A 15,627-nucleotide genomic window follows, 5' to 3' on the forward strand; every position below is an offset into this window, starting at 1 on the left:
TCGTAAACAAACGACATTAACGTCTGTTTAAATAATTTCAAGGAGCGATTTCACTTATGAAAAAAACCAAGATCGTCAGCACGCTTGGACCTGCAAGTAACACCACTGATATCATCGTTAAGTTGATTGAAGCGGGTGCCAACGTTTTCCGTTTCAATTTCTCACATGGTGATCATGAAGAGCATTTGGCACGGATGAACATGGTTCACGAAGCTGAAAAGATCACGGGTAAGACCGTTGGTATCATGCTGGATACGAAGGGTGCCGAAATTCGGACAACTCTTGAAGATACCCCGAATGGTAAGATCGATTTTCACACCGGTGACAAAGTTCGCATCTCCATGGATGCAAGTCTGAAAGGCACCAAGGAAAAAGTTGCTGTTACCTATCCTGGCCTTTATGATGACACTCACGTTGGCGGCCATGTTTTGTTTGATGATGGCTTGATTGACATGAAGATCACCGAAAAGGACGAAAAGAACCGTGAACTCGTTACCGTTGTTCAAAACGACGGTGTCCTTGGTGGTAAGAAGGGTGTCAACGCTCCTGGTGTTGCCATCAACTTGCCTGGGATTACGGAAAAAGACTCCGATGACATTCGTTTCGGCTTGGACAACGGGATCAACTTCATTGCTGCTTCCTTTGTTCGTAAGCCTCAAGACGTTTTAGACATTCGTGAACTCCTTGAAGAAAAGAACGCACTTAATGTTCAGATCTTCCCTAAGATCGAATCACAAGAAGGCATCGACAACATTGATGACATCTTGAAGGTTTCCGATGGCTTAATGGTTGCTCGTGGCGACATGGGTGTTGAAATTCCATTTGAACATGTTCCGATCGTTCAAAAGCGCTTGATCAAGAAGTGCAACTCTTTGGGTAAGCCGGTTATCACGGCTACACAAATGTTGGATTCCATGCAAGAAAACCCACGTCCTACCCGTGCCGAAGTAAACGACGTTGCCAATGCCGTGTTTGATGGCACCGATGCAACGATGCTTTCTGGCGAATCTGCTAATGGTGACTATCCGGTTGAATCCGTTGCTGCAATGGCTCGGATTGACGAATACACCGAAGCAGCGATGATGGATCAGGATGCCTTCGCATTGAAGGAATACAGTAACAAGAACGTCACCGAAGCTGTTGGCCAAAGTGTTGCACACACGGCTCGCAACTTAGGGGTTAAGACCATTGTTGCTGCGACCGAATCCGGCTACACTGCCCGCATGATTTCCAAGTATCGTCCGAAGGCTGACATTCTTGCCATTACCTTCAGCGAAAAGACCCAACGCGGCCTGATGGTCAACTGGGGCGTTTACCCAATCATTGCTGAAAAGCCTGCTAACACCGATGCTATGTTCGACTTGGCAACCAAGAAGGCCCAAGACCTTGGCTTTGCTAAGGAAGGCGATCTGATCTTGATCACTGCCGGTGTTCCTGTTGGTGAATCTGGCACAACCAACGTGATGAAGGTTCAACTCATTGGCTCCAAGCTGGTTCAAGGCTCAGGTGTCGGCGACGAATCCACGATTGGTAAGGCAGTCATCGCAAGCAATGCTCAAGAAGCTGCTGCTAAGATGCAAAAGGGTGACATTCTGGTTGTTAAGACGACTGACAAAGATTATTTGCCAGCAATCGAAAAAGCAGCTGCCTTGGTTGTTGAAACCGGTGGCTTGACCAGTCACGCAGCTGTTGTTGGTATTGCTATGGGTATCCCAGTTGTTGTTGGTGCTGAAAATGCTACCAGCGTCATCTCCGATGGCCAGATCATTACTGTTGACTCCCGTCGTGGGATCATCTACAAAGGTGCTACCAACGCCCTTTAATCTTCAAAATGACCTGTTAAAGGTTAGGAAAAACTCTCAAGGAAATTTGGGAGTTTTTTTCTTCCAAAAAAACAGTAGCGTTGCCTGTTTTGAGCAACTTACTGATAAATGTATGAGCAGAGGTCGTCAGGTGCGTGCGAGTGGCTTATAATAAGAAACAGTATGCAATCTCGTAAGCGATAACGCTGGCAGTTTGGTCAGCATCATGATGGAGGGAACACTTGTGGAGAGTTGGCTTTTTTTACTAGGTATTTTAGCAATTGCAATTGTCGGCAAAAATAAAAGCCTGATAATTGGGGTCAGTGCTGTGATGGTTCTCAAGCTGATCCCGCAAACTCAAAACTTTTTGAAATTGCTTCAGACGCAAGGGATCAATTGGGGCGTGACTGTGATTTCAGCCGCTATCATGGTGCCAATTGCAACGGGTGAGATCGGCTTTAAAGAGCTTCTTAATGTCATTAAAAGTCCGGCTGGCTGGATTGCGATCGGGTGCGGCGTTTTAGTCGCTGTTTTGTCGGCAAAGGGTGTCGGTCTGCTGGCAATGAGCCCGGAAATGACTGTGGCATTGGTTTTTGGCACAATTATTGGCGTCGTGTTCTTAAAGGGCATTGCGGCTGGACCGGTGATCGCCAGTGGCCTCACCTATGTTATCTTGACCGTTTTTAATCTTGTTCCTGGACATTAATGACCGGCAACTATGGCGCTGGTTTAAGGAGAAAAATAAATGAATTTTAATGGCAGTATTGTCACCGCACAAGTGACGGATCACAATGACACGGAAGTCTTTGCTCAGCATGATGGCGTCACTTTGGCCATTGATCGCAGTGAGTTGGCTGAACTTCCAGAAGTTGGCAGTGATGTTGAGGGTTTTGCCTATGAAAATAAGCAAGGGCAGGCTCGGTTAACCACAAAAGTTCCGACAGTTGGCCGCGACCATTACGCTTTTGCGAAAGTAGTCGAAGTGCGTAAGGATCTTGGGGTATTTGTGAACATCGGCTTACCAGACAAAGATATTGTGGTTAGTGAAGACCAGTTACCTGAAATCAGCCGTTTATGGCCGCAAAAAGGCGATCAATTAATGGTTGCCTTAACAGTCGACAAAAAAGACCGGATGTGGGGCAATCTGGCTGATGAAAGTATCATCCACGCGGTTGCAAATCGCGCGAAGCCTGAGCAGATGAATGCTGATGTTACTGCCACGGCTTATCGGTTGAAGATGGCTGGAACGCGTGTCTTGACCGATGATTTTTATTTGGGTTTTATCCATCCAAGTGAGCGCGATGCTGAACCGCGACTTGGGCAAATTTTGCATGCTCGCGTGATCGGGGTTAGTGCCAATGGCGAGCTGAATTTGTCGCTAAAACCACGTGCCTATCAGGCCATCGGTGATGATGCTGGCATGATCTTGGCAGTTTTGCAGCATGATCCTTCAGGAAAAATTGCTTATACGGATAAGAGCGATCCTGAAGCGATTAAGCAAACCTTTGGCATCAGTAAAGGCGCCTTTAAGCGCGCACTGGGCCATTTGTTGAAGGCTGGCTTAGTGAAAGAGGAAGCTGGGTATACGATTTTGACGGCCGCAGCCAAGGCGTCTCGGGAGTAACATCATGCATGGGTTGATCGCGGATTTTATTCATTATCTAAATGTTGAACGCGGATTGGCAAAAGCCACCCAAACTAGCTATCAGCAGGATTTGATCACTTTTTCGGCTTGGCTAGCGGCCCGAAAAAGAAGGACATTTCCTGAGGAGTTCGGTACCATCCAGTCCTTTTTAAAGGAGCAGAATGCCACCAAGGCACCTGCTTCAGTTAGCCGCATGATTTCTGCTTTACGCAAGTTTTATCGGTTTTTATTGCGTGAAGGGGCAATTTCAGCTGATCCAATGACCAAGATTGACACCCCAAAACGTGCCCAACATTTACCAGCAACGTTGTCGAGTCAAGAAGTCGATGCTTTGATGGCCAAACCAGATACCGACAAGCCATTGGGATTACGTGATCGCGCTATTTTTGAGTTGATGTATGCCACTGGGTTACGGGTTTCAGAAGTTGTTGATTTACGTCTTGATCAATTGCATTTGGCAATGAATCTACTTCAAGTGACTGGTAAAGGAGACAAAGAACGACTGGTTCCCATTAGTCCGCAAGCCACACAATGGGTGGATCGCTATCTGCAAGAGGCCAGACCCAAATTACTCAAACGAGTACAACCTAAAAACGTTTTTGTCAATTTTCACGGTGGCCCAATGACTCGCCAAGGGATCTGGAAGAACCTCAAAGCATATATTGCAAGTATCGGCATTGAAAAAGATGTCACACCGCATACTCTTCGTCACAGCTTTGCGACAAGGTTGCTCGAAAACGGTGCTGACCTGCGCGTGGTTCAAGAACTACTCGGCCACAGCGACATCAGCACGACCCAGATTTACACCCATTTAAGCAATCAACATCTGGTTGCGGTCTATCATAAAACGCATCCGCGCGGGTAGCTATTTTGACAGGGTGTTCCTTTCTAAGAATATGTTTGATGACTAAGAGATTGTGGCCATCAGCATTGCCATGGGCAGTCTAGCTCGAATACTAAGATAGAAAGCAGAGCGTTGGCGGAGCCAAATCGGACAATAGAATTAAACTTGATTAGCGTAGAACCGAGAAAAGCTTGACACATACGTTCACGCTCTGCCCTTTGCTACTGCCGCGTTTCTATGATAGAGTGTTACGAGAGTATCTCTTGGAGGCAAACATGCTGGTTAAATACAAAAACGACTATGAGAAGATCGCGATGGGATTGTTGTCTTTTATTCCGGATCTGAAAGATGTCGGGCATTTAAAGACAGAACTCAAGATGTACACCGAAGATGATTCCCATGCGTTGTATCTATACAAACATAAGAATGATTTTGTTGGTGTCGTTGGCATTGAACTAAGTGCTGACTTTGTTTTGGTGCGGCATTTAAGCTTTTCACCTAATTTTCGTGACCAAGCAACGGCATTTGCCGCGTTGACTGAACTGACTGAACTTTTCCCAAACAAGAAATTGATGGGTGCCCTTGAACATGCACCGCTAATCGCCGCCTTTAACAAGTTTCGAAAAGAGGATGACCATGGCACTGACACTCGTGCTGAATGACTTCTCCGGACCGTTAGACTTGCTTTGGCACTTGATTCGGACGAATGAAGTTGACATTTACGACATTCCGATCGCTGAGATCACCGCTCAATACCTAGATTACCTGCATCAAATGCAGGATCTGGCGCTGGACGTGGCCGGCGATTATTTTGTCATGGCCGCTAATTTGATGGTCTTGAAAAGTCGCCTTTTGTTGCCGCAACCTGAACCCGAAACGATGGCTCCTGATGAGGCGCCAGATCCACGAGCAGATTTAGTGGCACAATTATTGACCTATCAAGTCTACCAAGAAGCGGCAAAGGATTTGAAAGCACGCGAGGCTAAACGCGCACAAGCCTATGCCAAGCCAACCACATTGCCAGACGCCAAAATGGCTGTGCCACTTGCGCCAGGTTCGGTGAAATTAGTTGATTTACAAGCGGCCATGGCGCGTGTGATGAAGGCACAACAAGCCACTCGCCAAACCATTGCCCACATTGAAACCGAACCTGTATCCGTTGAAAAACGAATCGGCGAAGTGCTACAGACATTGCAAAAAGGCGGGCAATGTCTCTTTGCTGATTTACTGTCGGTTCAGTCGGTTGAGCAGGTTGTGACGACTTTTCTGGCTTTACTTGAATTGATGAAAAATGATCAGGTTATTTGTGAACAAGAGGCGCCTTTTGATCCAATCACAGTGAACTTGAAGGAGGCTGCTTAATGGAGCCAGCACTAGAAGCAATCCTTTACACAGCTGGCGAAAGCGGCGTGACGCTGGGTGAGCTGGCCGGCATTTTAGAAATCAGCGAAAGCGCGATGCGACAGCAATTAGACGCGTATCGACAACGGCTGGCTGCTGATGATCAGCGTGGCCTGCAATTGCAGCAGTTTGCGGACCGGTATTATTTACTGACCAAACCAGCGTACGCACCTGCAATCAAGAAATATTTTGCTGGGCCGCCAGCTGCGGGATTATCGCAGGCTGCGTTAGAAGTGCTCGCGATTATCGCGTACCAGCAACCGATTACCCGGATTGAAATTGACGAAATTCGCGGTGTTCAAAGCTCAGGTGCATTAACTACCTTGGCTGCGCGACAACTCATCAAAGAGGCAGGCCGAAAAGAAGCCCCTGGTCGACCAATTTTATATGCGACAACTCAGTTTTTCCTTGACTATTTTGGGTTGAACCGCCTTGCTGATTTACCACCGCTAGCTGATGCGCCTGCCGATACAGGTGAGGTTGATTTGTTTACGGCATTTCGGCACGATGATGATCAAGAGGAAGCTACTATAGACGAAAAGAAAATGGAGCAAAATCAACAACATGACAACCAAAACTGAACGGCTTCAAAAAATTATCGCAAATGCCGGTATTGCTTCGCGTCGACATGCGGAAACGTTGATTGCAACTGGCCATGTCAAAGTTAATGGCCAAATTGAAACTGAAATGGGCATCAAGATTGGTCCGCATGATGAAGTCGAAGTGGATGGCGTGCCGATTGGCAAAGAGGCTAAGCGCTACTTTCTCTTTTATAAACCGCGCGGCGTGATTAGTGCTGTTCAAGATAATAAGGGACGTGATGTCGTCACCGATTACTTTAAGGATATTACTGAGCGTCTTTATCCAGTTGGCCGATTAGATTACGATACAAGCGGCTTACTTGTGATGACAAACGATGGCGATTTAGCCAACCATTTGATGCATCCACGTTACGCGCTTGAGAAAAAATATGTAGCCAAGGTTCAAGGTGTACCGAATCGACCTGCCTTGGCTCCGCTCAAAACAGGTGTCGAGGTTGATGGCAAGATGACTGCGCCTGCTAAAGTAGACATTATCTCGACTGATAAGGCTAAAAAAACGGCGATCGTATCTTTGACCATTCATCAAGGCATGAATCATCAGGTTAAAAAGATGTTTAAAGCAGTCGGCTTCCCAGTTCTAAAACTATCTCGGGAAGCGTATGGCAACTTAACTTTGGTGGGGTTACAGCCAGGTGAACATCGGCCAATCAAGCCGCAAGAACTGCAAGCCTTGCGAAAACTAGCGGGTGAATCGGAAAATAAGTAGTTGGTGAAATTGTTAACGTTTTCAGTGCAAACGCTTGAACTTTTCCGGTGCCTTTGCTAAAGTAAAGCTGTTAATTAAATAATCTTGGTTCGTCTTCAGGGCAGGGTGCAATTCCCGACCGGCGGTATAGTCCGCGACCCGCTTATGCGGTGGAACCGGTGTGACTCCGGTACCGATAGTGATAGTCTAGATGGAAGAAGATGGGGCTTTTTTGAATCTACATTCAATCAAGACCTATTCCCCCTGAAGGAGGAATAGGTCTTTTTAAGTTCCGGAAGACGGCCTCACGGAGGTAATGCTTTATGGCAAGTAGTTCCAAGGTTCACCGTTTGGTTGGTATCGCGTTGTTAGCGGCGATCGGGTATGTTTTGATGATGTTTTCATTTCCGATCATTCCTGCTTTCCCGTTCCTGAAGCTTGATCTATCAGATCTGGTTGTTTTGCTTGGTGGGTTATTATATGGCCCGGCTGGCGGGATCGGCGTTGCATTTATCCGGAGTCTTGTGCATTTTGCTTTAACAGGCGGCGGGGTCGTCAATTTAATTGGTGATCTGGCAGCTTTCATTGCGAGCGTTGGGTTCCTGCTTCCAGTTGTTTACACGATTCGTGGCAAGCACAGCTTGTTGCGGCAAATTGAAGGTCTGGTACTAGGTACCGCAAGCCTGACAGTTGTCATGAGTGTGCTCAATTGGCTGGTGATCACGCCGATGTACATGGCGGTCTTCAATTTTAACCTTGGTATGTCGCTGACGCGTTACGTTTTAATCGGCGTTGTACCATTCAACTTAATTAAAGGAATTGTGGTCTCGGTTGCATTCTTCGCGATCGCCAAGGCCTTGGCACCGTGGTTAGCTCGGCGTGAGATTCAACCTAGTCATTAATGATTTGATCAATCAACTAAAAAACATCCGTCAGCTTTGTTAAGCGACGGATGTTTTTCTTTAGCGTAAAATCGATTGTCTTGCGACGAATCACGTCAATCTTCCTATTGGTTCGCGTAATCTGAAACTATAGCAGTTAAGCTTTCCCCGTCTCGGAAAACGGGCGCGCGTTGAACGGTTGATTGCTACGTTTGATAGCGTGGGTCGGGCAGCGTTGGTAGGCCAATCGAAAGTCGATCGTGGCCTGATCATTTAAAGGCTCAGTGCCGGTGTTGCGATCTGGTTTATAATAAGCAATGCCAGCTTGATCGTAATCAAAAAGGGCAGGTGCCAACATCTGACACAAGCCGCAAGCAATACACTCTGGACGTTCTACTCTGCCATATAAAGCCATATTCAAACTCCTTTATACGATACATAACACTTAAACAGCAATGTTGAGAAATGAGGTGACAAGCTTTGCTGACCGATTTTGTGATTCAATTTTTCAGTGAGCAGCCGCGGCGTGAGCGGGCTGTTTTTGGACTCTTAACTGGTAAGCAGACCATTTCAATCCTTTACGCCGCCTTGATTCACCAACAACTGCAATGGTTGCATCTTTATCCAAGTCTGTCAAAAGAAGCTTTTTCAGCGGCCATCACGACGTTGAAAGTGCAAAGAATGCTGCGTGAAACTGAAACCGGCTTGATTTTAACGGAAAAAGGGCAGCATCTCAAGCAAGCAGCAGTTACCCAGTTACCGTTACCGACACATTATCAACCGTGGATGAACTTACCGGTGTTTGCACCGCGGTTCTTCTTAGGCGTGCAAGTGCTTTCTGAGGCGAGTTATGCGAACCGTGCTTATCAACCAATAAGTGTTAATTGGGCGACACAGCAAGTTGTGAAGCAGTGGTATCAGCAGGTCGATCATCGAGCTGCCGTTACAACATTAAGCAACCTTTTTCAAGGACTGCCGACTGAATTAGCTGACACGTTAGCGGCTAACATGATTGGCCATGACTACGCTGGACAACTGATGCCAGCAACATTGCAGGCTCACTTTGAACGACTCGATGCGCTAGCGGCACTGGTTCAGCAGCTCGCTAATACTAGGAGTATGTGGACGGCGTTGTGGGGCGGACCCCGCGATTTCGTTTCGCGACCGGCGCAGCAGACCTTGGCGCAAGCACGCGCTGGCATGGCGTTGCCAACAATTGCTCATCGCAGCCACCGTAAGCAAAGCACGATTAATGAACATCTGTTGCTCGCGGCAATTATGGGTGAAACGTTGCCGATTGAGCATTTGGTGCCGCTTAAAATTCACCGTGCACTTGATCGGGTGACGCAAATCTACGATCATCAGGCATTGTTGGCAGCCATTCCTGGAAGTACTTTTTTTCAGATTCGATTGTTCCAGATTCTAAGTTTTCAAGGGAGGTGGCCGCGTGTCACAACTTGAAGCACAACTTCAACAACATTTTGGCTTTCAAGAATTCCGACCTGGACAAAAGGCTTTGATCCAATCGGTGTTGGATGGACATGACACGCTGGGAATTTTACCTACTGGCAGCGGGAAATCACTCTGTTATCAATTGCCGACTTTGATCAGTAACAAGCCAAGTTTAATTGTTGAACCGCTCATTGCCTTGATGAATGATCAAGTTGGTCGTTTGCAAGCAGCTGGAGAAAAACGGGTCATTGCCTTGTCAGCGCAAATGCCACCGGTTGCTTTTACCCAAATTCTCAAACGATTGGCAAGTTACCACTATATTTTTGTCTCACCAGAAATTTTACAACGCGCTGATGTGCTCATGGCGCTCAAACGACTGGCCCTAGGCTTATTTGTGGTAGATGAAGCGCATTGCATCTCACAGTGGGGGCCAGATTTTCGACCTGCTTATTTGCAGCTGGGACAAGTTCGCCAACAATTGCAAGCAGATGCGATTCTTGCCTTAACCGCAACCGCACCGGAGCCCGTTCGCCGTGACATTGTCCAACATCTAAGCATGCAATCGCCAGCAATTTTGGCTGGGTCAGTCGATCGACCAAATATTTTCCTTGGCGTTGAGACCGGCTTAACAGATAAGGAAAAGGCTTTAAGACTGGATCAGTTATTGCACGAGGTGGTGGGGCCAACGATCATTTATAGTGCTACCCGAGCCGCGTGTGAGACGTTAGCGATACGATTGCAAAAAGCCGGCCATGCTGCGGCCTTTTATCATGCTGGGTTGGATCGGCACCAACGCGATCTAATCCAGCGACAGTTTCAATCGGATCAGTTGCACATTATCTGTGCGACGAGTGCGTTTGGCATGGGGATCGATAAGGCAAATGTACGGTTCGTCGTGCATACCTATGTGCCGGAATCGCTTGAAGCTTATTATCAGGCAATCGGACGAGCCGGCCGTGATGGCAAGCAGAGTCTAGCGGCGCTTTTGGTGACCGATCATGATGTTCAGCACGGGGCTATTTTGGCGGGGATGTTGCCAGATGCGGCATTGATTCGGCTCATCTATGCGCATCCTGAGGCGTATCGCACTTTTGACGATCCGCAGATCAATCTGATCGAAGCGTATGTAGACGCTGGCTTTTCGGTAGAGGCTACGCAGCAGCAATTACAGCACAGACTAACTGAGAAACAGGCTAGTTTCGCAGCGATGGCGGCTTTTGTTAATGAATCAGAATGCCGTCGTGCTGTTCTGCTGCAACATTTTGATTCGCCAATTGAACCGCATACGGCTTTGTGCTGTGGCGAGATCACCACTACGATATTGCGCCAACTACAGCCTGAAGTGCCACAAGAACAACCAAAATTAGCTTCTTGGCAGGCAGTATTTCACCAAATCTTTAGATAACCGACGCCCTGACGCTGGTCAATATGATACAATAAGCGCAGTAGTGAGGGGGATCGTGATGGCGGAAAAAGATGAACACCAACATGACAATGAGGATCACAAGCGCACCAATGGTGAGGATCCAAGTAAACCTTGGGAAACGCTGTTTGACGATGATCGTGATGATCAAGGTAATTTGAGCCGCATTGCCACCAAGAAAAAAAGGCAAGGAAGTTCAAAATTGACCTGGATTTTAGCGATCTTGTTAATTCTTGTGGTTTTGGCACCAATTATTTATGTCAAAATTTCTGGTGATCAAAGCCGCAATGGAGCTAACCTTTCTAATGATCGCGTTGTGATCCAAAGTACTAAAAAGAGCAGTAAAGTTTCAAAATCAAAGAAATCATCGAAGGCTTCCAAAGCCTCGAAGACTTCAGTGGCCTCGTCACAGGCAGCGTCGACTCAGCCTAGTCAAGCACCAAGCGTTACTTCCCAACAAGAAGAACAGACCAGTGCATCAGCGCAGCCTAGCGAGCAAGCAAGTGCCAGCACGGCTGGCAGTTCATATACCGTTCAAGCAGGCGATAACCTTTATCGAATCGCTGTCAATCATGGAATGACCTTAGATGAGTTGCTCCAGATGAACGGTATGAGTGCGGGTTCCAGCATTGCACCGGGCACGGTTTTGAAAGTGAAATAATCATGACACGACCCTGTTCTGCATGCGTATTGGCATGAGCAGGGTCGTGTGTTGTGGAGGAAAGTATGCAAATTGCGATCGACGGCCCGGCCAGTGCCGGGAAAAGTACCATTGCGAAACGAGTCGCCAAGGAGTTAGGGTTTATCTATTGTGACACTGGCGCGATGTATCGCACCGTGACCTACATGGCCATCAAAGACCAGCTGGGCTTTGGCGATGAGGCGGCTATCATGCAGCATCTCGCCAACATGACGATTCGGTTTGAACCGGGTGACCCTGAACAGCGCGTCTTAATGAATGATGAAGATGTGACCTTAGCCATTCGCGAACCAGACGTGACCAACAATGTTTCGCAAGTGTCAGCGTTACCCAAGGTACGTACTGAACTAGTGAAACGCCAGCGGGATATCGCTGCATCCAGCAATATTGTCATGGATGGTCGCGACATTGGCACCACCGTTTTACCTAACGCCGAAGTGAAGATTTATATGGTGGCATCAGTTGCTGAACGGGCAAAAAGACGCTACAAAGAAAATATTCAAAAGGGCATTGAGACACCACTAGCTACCCTCGAACAGGAGATTGCCGAACGCGATCGCAAGGACTCTCATCGGGCCGTTTCCCCGCTACGTCAGGCTTCTGACGCGATCAGAATTGATACGACATCAATGACCATCGATGAAGTGGTGGAACGAATTTTATCCCTGATAGGCCAAGTAAAGACGAAATAGTCAAGGGCTTAAAATAATAGGTGGTAATTTGGTTCGTTTTCAAGTACAATAGATCCAGTATACAGCTGCATAGGAGGATTTTTTGGCATGAGTGATAATAACGTTAATGAGAACACCGAAACAATGGCGGACGCCCTTAAGAGTGTCACCACAGTAAAGATTGGTGATACCGTCAAGGCAGACGTTCTTGCCGTTGAAGATAAACAATTGATCGTTGGGATCGAAGGAACAGGCGTCGAAGGCGTGGTCCCGATCAAGGAGTTATCAACTCAGCCAATCGATGACATTCACGATGTTGCAAAAGTCGGCGACAAGCTTGATTTAGTTGTGCTTTCAACGGTTGGCAAAGATAAAGAGAATGGGCAGTTCCTGCTGTCCAAGCGCCGTTTGGAAGCGCAAAAGGTTTGGAAAGAAATCCAAGCTAAGTATGAAGCAGGTGAAACCATCACCGCTCCGGTTACCAGCGTCGTTAAAGGCGGACTGGTTGTTAATGCCGGTGTTCGTGGCTTCGTTCCTGCATCCATGGTTGAAGATCATTTTGTTGAAGATCTTAGCCAATACAAGGGTAAGGAACTTGAATTCAAGATCATTGAAATCGAACCAAGTGAAAATCGTCTGATTCTTTCACATCGTGCGATTGTTGAAGCCAGCAAGGCTGAAGCACGCAAGGAAATCTTTGCGAAGATTCAACCTGGCGATACCGTTGAAGGTAAAGTTGCTCGTTTGACCAACTTTGGCGCCTTTGTTGATCTTGGCGGCGTTGATGGTTTGGTTCACGTTTCAGAGATTTCGTTTGATCATGTTGACAAGCCAAGCGATGTTCTGAAGGTTGGTCAAGAAATCAAGGTTAAGGTTCTGAACGTTGATCCTGATCGCAACCGCATTTCCTTGTCCATCAAAGCAACGTTGCCACAACCTTGGGACGACATTGAAGAAAAGGCACCGGCCGGCTCTGTTTTGACTGGTACAGTTAAACGTTTGACCACTTTTGGTGCCTTTGTTGAAGTCTTCCCTGGTGTTGAAGGTTTGGTTCATATTTCCCAGATCTCTCACGAACACGTAGCAACCCCAGCGGATGTCCTTAAGGAAGGCCAAGAAGTGCAGGTCAAGGTTCTTTCCGTTGACCCTGATGCACATCGTCTTGCTTTGTCCATCAAGGCTTTGCAGGAACGTCCAGCAGGTTCTGAAGAAGAATCTCATGAAGGCGGCAACAGCAGTCGTGACAATAGCGACCGTGGTGACCGTCGTCGTTCTTCACGTCCTCGTCGTGGCAATGATCGTCATCAATCCACGTCGATTCCTGCTGAATATCAGCAAGATGATTCAGGCTTCTCACTTGGCGACATCTTAGGCGATGCCTTGAAAGATGCTGCTAAGGGCAATGATGATCAGGATGATAACAAGTAGTCATCTTGAACCTAAAAAGTTGAGCCTTGGCTCAACTTTTTTTATGGGAAACAAATCCCATGACGCCGTCACAGAAAGGAGGCCGTTTTATGGTCTTACCAACATTAGCAATCGTTGGCCGTCCGAATGTGGGCAAGTCAACCATTTTTAACCGTATTCTCGGTGAGCGGGTTTCGATTGTGGAAGATACGCCCGGGGTCACGCGTGATCGCATCTATGGCACGAGTGAATGGCTTGGTAAAGAATTTGCTGTCATTGACACCGGTGGGATCGACTTAGGCGATGAACCTTTTTTGGCGCAAATTAAGGATCAAGCTGAAATTGCCATCGATGAAGCCGATGTCATCCTTTTTCTCGCTGATATTGAAAGCGGGGTAACTGATGCAGATGAACGGGTTGCCCAGATTCTTTATCGGGCTAAAAAGCCGGTTGTACTGGCAGTCAATAAGGTTGATAACCCTGAACGTCGCCAAGATATTTACGATTTTTATTCATTAGGTTTTGGCGAACCCTATCCACTTTCTGGGACTCATGGGATTGGCCTTGGTGATGTTTTGGATGCTGTTTTAGCAGCATTTCCATCCGAAGATAAGTCAGTTGAAGACGATTCGATTAAGTTCAGCCTGATTGGTCGGCCAAATGTCGGTAAATCGTCTTTAGTTAACGCCATTCTTGGTGAAAATCGGGTCATCGTGAGTCCAATCGAAGGCACGACTCGCGATGCGATTGATACGAAGTTCGAAGCAGTTGACGAAACCTTCACGATGATTGACACGGCTGGGATTCGTAAACGTGGCAAGGTTTACGAGAACACCGAAAAATACGCGGTCATGCGTGCATTACGAGCGATTGATCGTTCGGATGTTGTTTTGTTTGTCATCAACGCCGAAGAAGGTATCCGCGAACAGGATAAAAAGGTCGCCGGTTATGCCCACGAGGCCGGTCGTGGCATCATCATCGTCGTCAACAAGTGGGATACAGTTGAGAAAGATAATCACACGATGAAGGATTTTGAAAATCTGATTCGTCAGGAGTTCCAATATCTGGATTATGCGCCGATTATTTTTGTTTCTGCCAAGACGAAACAGCGTTTACAGAGCTTGCCAGCCATGATTGTAGCAGTTTCAGAAAATCAAACTCGGCGAATTCAAAGCAGTGTCCTAAATGATGTCTTAATGGATGCCATTACTGTTACACCGACACCGACAGTTAATGGAAAACGCTTGCGGATTTATTACATGACCCAAGTTGCCGTCAAACCGCCAACTTTCGTGGTTTTTGTTAATGATCCCGACCTGCTGCACTTCTCGTACGAGCGATTTCTGATTAACCAATTACGACAGGCCTTTGATTTTTCCGGTACACCGATTCACATCATCGCACGTAAACGCAAGTAGTTCGGCGATGGCTGAATATTGTCTTTTCATTTAAAAAAATATGTCAAAAATCGTGATTTTCGATAACCGATCCTTGATCAGACAGCAAAAAGTTTGGCAAAAACCTTGTCACAACGGGCTTGCTATGCTATGTTTAAACCTGAAATGGTGATACATATTATCATTGTTTCTTCATTCCTGAGAGGTCAGGAATGGGCATGTTTAGGTGTTAACGCATCTAATCAATATGGAGGTGAAATGTTCATGGCAAACAAAGCAGAATTGATCGAAAGTGTTGCAACCGCAACTGGTTTGACCAAGAAGGATGCAACCGCAGCTGTTGATGCAGTATTCGGTTCTATCCAAGACTCCCTTTCAAAGGGTGACAAGGTTCAGTTGATCGGCTTTGGTAACTTCGAAGTGCGTGAGCGTGCCGCTCGTAAGGGCCGCAACCCACAAACCGGTGCCGAGATCAAGATCCCAGCATCCAAGGTACCAGCATTCAAGCCTGGTAAAGCACTCAAGGACGCCGTTAAATAAGCGGTTCACCTGAGGCAATGATGAAACAACCAAAAACCGAGTCTATCTGGACTCGGTTTTTGCGCGTTTTGGCGTCATTCGCCAGCGACCAGGGGCGGGACCGAGCGACAGTAGCGATATGCGCAGTCAAGTGTGGCTGGAGAGCTTTTGATGCTCATCAGTTCGGAATCAGCAAAA

17 protein-coding genes and 1 riboswitch are annotated in these 15,627 nt (G+C 47.1%); of the genes, 16 read left to right on the forward strand and 1 reads right to left on the reverse strand.

Going from position 1 to position 15,627, the window contains the following annotated elements:
- Window positions 1-56: 56 nt before the first annotated feature.
- The 9 genes from pyk (at window position 57) to LBPC_RS06770 (ending at window position 7,881) form a co-directional block, all read left to right on the forward strand.
- Window positions 57-1,823: a pyruvate kinase gene (gene pyk, locus LBPC_RS06730; RefSeq protein WP_003565331.1), complete on the forward strand. Its 1,767-nt coding sequence runs from the start codon at window positions 57-59 to the stop codon at window positions 1,821-1,823.
- Window positions 1,824-2,046: 223 nt separating this feature from the next.
- Window positions 2,047-2,508 carry a DUF441 domain-containing protein gene (locus LBPC_RS06735; RefSeq protein WP_003565333.1) on the forward strand — a complete coding sequence of 154 codons (462 nt, stop codon included), beginning with the start codon at window positions 2,047-2,049 and terminating at the stop codon, window positions 2,506-2,508.
- 39 nt (window positions 2,509-2,547) lie between these two features.
- Entirely contained in the window at window positions 2,548-3,426 is an 879-nt protein-coding gene (locus LBPC_RS06740) for a CvfB family protein (RefSeq protein WP_003565335.1), read from the forward strand.
- A 4-nt stretch (window positions 3,427-3,430) separates the two neighbouring features.
- A complete protein-coding gene (gene xerD / locus LBPC_RS06745; protein WP_003565337.1) occupies window positions 3,431-4,312 on the forward strand; it encodes a site-specific tyrosine recombinase XerD in 882 nt (293 codons plus the stop codon).
- A 254-nt stretch (window positions 4,313-4,566) separates the two neighbouring features.
- Window positions 4,567-4,953 carry a hypothetical protein gene (locus LBPC_RS06750; protein ID WP_003565339.1) on the forward strand — a complete coding sequence of 129 codons (387 nt, stop codon included), beginning with the start codon at window positions 4,567-4,569 and terminating at the stop codon, window positions 4,951-4,953.
- Window positions 4,928-5,653, forward strand: a complete 726-nt coding sequence (locus LBPC_RS06755; protein WP_003660966.1) for a segregation and condensation protein A — start codon at window positions 4,928-4,930, stop codon at window positions 5,651-5,653. The genes LBPC_RS06750 and LBPC_RS06755 overlap by 26 nt, the downstream gene beginning before the upstream one ends.
- Window positions 5,653-6,273, forward strand: coding sequence for an SMC-Scp complex subunit ScpB (gene scpB / locus LBPC_RS06760; protein ID WP_003565342.1), 621 nt, complete (start codon window positions 5,653-5,655; stop codon window positions 6,271-6,273). The genes LBPC_RS06755 and scpB overlap by 1 nt, the downstream gene beginning before the upstream one ends.
- Window positions 6,257-7,000, forward strand: a complete 744-nt coding sequence (locus tag LBPC_RS06765; protein WP_003570271.1) for a pseudouridine synthase — start codon at window positions 6,257-6,259, stop codon at window positions 6,998-7,000. Before scpB ends, LBPC_RS06765 begins: the two co-directional genes overlap by 17 nt.
- 87 nt (window positions 7,001-7,087) lie before the next feature.
- Window positions 7,088-7,206: riboswitch (FMN riboswitch) on the forward strand.
- 96 nt (window positions 7,207-7,302) lie between these two features.
- Window positions 7,303-7,881 (forward strand): ECF transporter S component, encoded by a 579-nt coding sequence (locus LBPC_RS06770; protein ID WP_003575012.1) that lies wholly within the window; start codon window positions 7,303-7,305, stop codon window positions 7,879-7,881.
- Window positions 7,882-8,017: 136 nt separating this feature from the next.
- Here the strand turns inward: LBPC_RS06770 and LBPC_RS06775 are convergent, their stop codons facing one another.
- A complete protein-coding gene (locus LBPC_RS06775; protein ID WP_003660965.1) occupies window positions 8,018-8,275 on the reverse strand; it encodes a ferredoxin in 258 nt (85 codons plus the stop codon).
- A 65-nt stretch (window positions 8,276-8,340) separates the two neighbouring features.
- Between LBPC_RS06775 and LBPC_RS06780 the strand changes: the two genes are divergently transcribed.
- The 7 genes from LBPC_RS06780 to LBPC_RS06810 all read left to right on the forward strand — a co-directional run bounded on the left by LBPC_RS06780 (window position 8,341) and on the right by LBPC_RS06810 (window position 15,450).
- Window positions 8,341-9,321, forward strand: coding sequence for a helix-turn-helix domain-containing protein (locus LBPC_RS06780; protein WP_003660963.1), 981 nt, complete (start codon window positions 8,341-8,343; stop codon window positions 9,319-9,321).
- Entirely contained in the window at window positions 9,308-10,717 is a 1,410-nt protein-coding gene (locus tag LBPC_RS06785) for a RecQ family ATP-dependent DNA helicase (protein WP_003660961.1), read from the forward strand. Before LBPC_RS06780 ends, LBPC_RS06785 begins: the two co-directional genes overlap by 14 nt.
- 58 nt (window positions 10,718-10,775) lie before the next feature.
- Window positions 10,776-11,396, forward strand: a complete 621-nt coding sequence (locus LBPC_RS06790) for an SAG1386/EF1546 family surface-associated protein (protein ID WP_003660960.1) — start codon at window positions 10,776-10,778, stop codon at window positions 11,394-11,396.
- A 65-nt stretch (window positions 11,397-11,461) separates the two neighbouring features.
- On the forward strand, window positions 11,462-12,127 hold the full coding sequence (cmk, locus tag LBPC_RS06795; protein WP_003565355.1) for a (d)CMP kinase: 666 nt from the start codon (window positions 11,462-11,464) through the stop codon (window positions 12,125-12,127).
- An 87-nt stretch (window positions 12,128-12,214) separates the two neighbouring features.
- On the forward strand, window positions 12,215-13,534 hold the full coding sequence (rpsA, locus tag LBPC_RS06800) for a 30S ribosomal protein S1 (RefSeq protein WP_003565358.1): 1,320 nt from the start codon (window positions 12,215-12,217) through the stop codon (window positions 13,532-13,534).
- A gap of 89 nt (window positions 13,535-13,623) precedes the next feature.
- Entirely contained in the window at window positions 13,624-14,931 is a 1,308-nt protein-coding gene (gene der, locus LBPC_RS06805; RefSeq protein ID WP_003570284.1) for a ribosome biogenesis GTPase Der, read from the forward strand.
- Window positions 14,932-15,174: 243 nt separating this feature from the next.
- Window positions 15,175-15,450, forward strand: coding sequence for an HU family DNA-binding protein (locus tag LBPC_RS06810; RefSeq protein ID WP_003658248.1), 276 nt, complete (start codon window positions 15,175-15,177; stop codon window positions 15,448-15,450).
- Window positions 15,451-15,627 lie beyond the last annotated feature (177 nt).

Origin of the sequence: Lacticaseibacillus paracasei subsp. paracasei, assembly GCF_000829035.1 — a bacterium.
Taxonomy (GTDB): domain Bacteria; phylum Bacillota; class Bacilli; order Lactobacillales; family Lactobacillaceae; genus Lacticaseibacillus; species Lacticaseibacillus paracasei.

Excerpts from the sequence above, each read along its gene's own strand:
- pyk (WP_003565331.1), top strand. The coding sequence starts at position 57 with ATGAAAAAAACCAAGATCGTCAGCACGCTTGGACCTGCAAGTAACACC.
- LBPC_RS06740 (WP_003565335.1), top strand. The coding sequence starts at position 2,548 with ATGAATTTTAATGGCAGTATTGTCACCGCACAAGTGACGGATCACAAT.
- xerD (WP_003565337.1), top strand. The coding sequence starts at position 3,431 with ATGCATGGGTTGATCGCGGATTTTATTCATTATCTAAATGTTGAACGC.
- LBPC_RS06750 (WP_003565339.1), top strand. The coding sequence starts at position 4,567 with ATGCTGGTTAAATACAAAAACGACTATGAGAAGATCGCGATGGGATTG.
- LBPC_RS06755 (WP_003660966.1), top strand. The coding sequence starts at position 4,928 with ATGGCACTGACACTCGTGCTGAATGACTTCTCCGGACCGTTAGACTTG.
- scpB (WP_003565342.1), top strand. The coding sequence starts at position 5,653 with ATGGAGCCAGCACTAGAAGCAATCCTTTACACAGCTGGCGAAAGCGGC.
- LBPC_RS06765 (WP_003570271.1), top strand. The coding sequence starts at position 6,257 with ATGACAACCAAAACTGAACGGCTTCAAAAAATTATCGCAAATGCCGGT.
- LBPC_RS06770 (WP_003575012.1), top strand. The coding sequence starts at position 7,303 with ATGGCAAGTAGTTCCAAGGTTCACCGTTTGGTTGGTATCGCGTTGTTA.
- LBPC_RS06775 (WP_003660965.1), bottom strand. The coding sequence starts at position 8,275 with ATGGCTTTATATGGCAGAGTAGAACGTCCAGAGTGTATTGCTTGCGGC.
- LBPC_RS06790 (WP_003660960.1), top strand. The coding sequence starts at position 10,776 with ATGGCGGAAAAAGATGAACACCAACATGACAATGAGGATCACAAGCGC.
- cmk (WP_003565355.1), top strand. The coding sequence starts at position 11,462 with ATGCAAATTGCGATCGACGGCCCGGCCAGTGCCGGGAAAAGTACCATT.
- rpsA (WP_003565358.1), top strand. The coding sequence starts at position 12,215 with ATGAGTGATAATAACGTTAATGAGAACACCGAAACAATGGCGGACGCC.
- der (WP_003570284.1), top strand. The coding sequence starts at position 13,624 with ATGGTCTTACCAACATTAGCAATCGTTGGCCGTCCGAATGTGGGCAAG.
- LBPC_RS06810 (WP_003658248.1), top strand. The coding sequence starts at position 15,175 with ATGGCAAACAAAGCAGAATTGATCGAAAGTGTTGCAACCGCAACTGGT.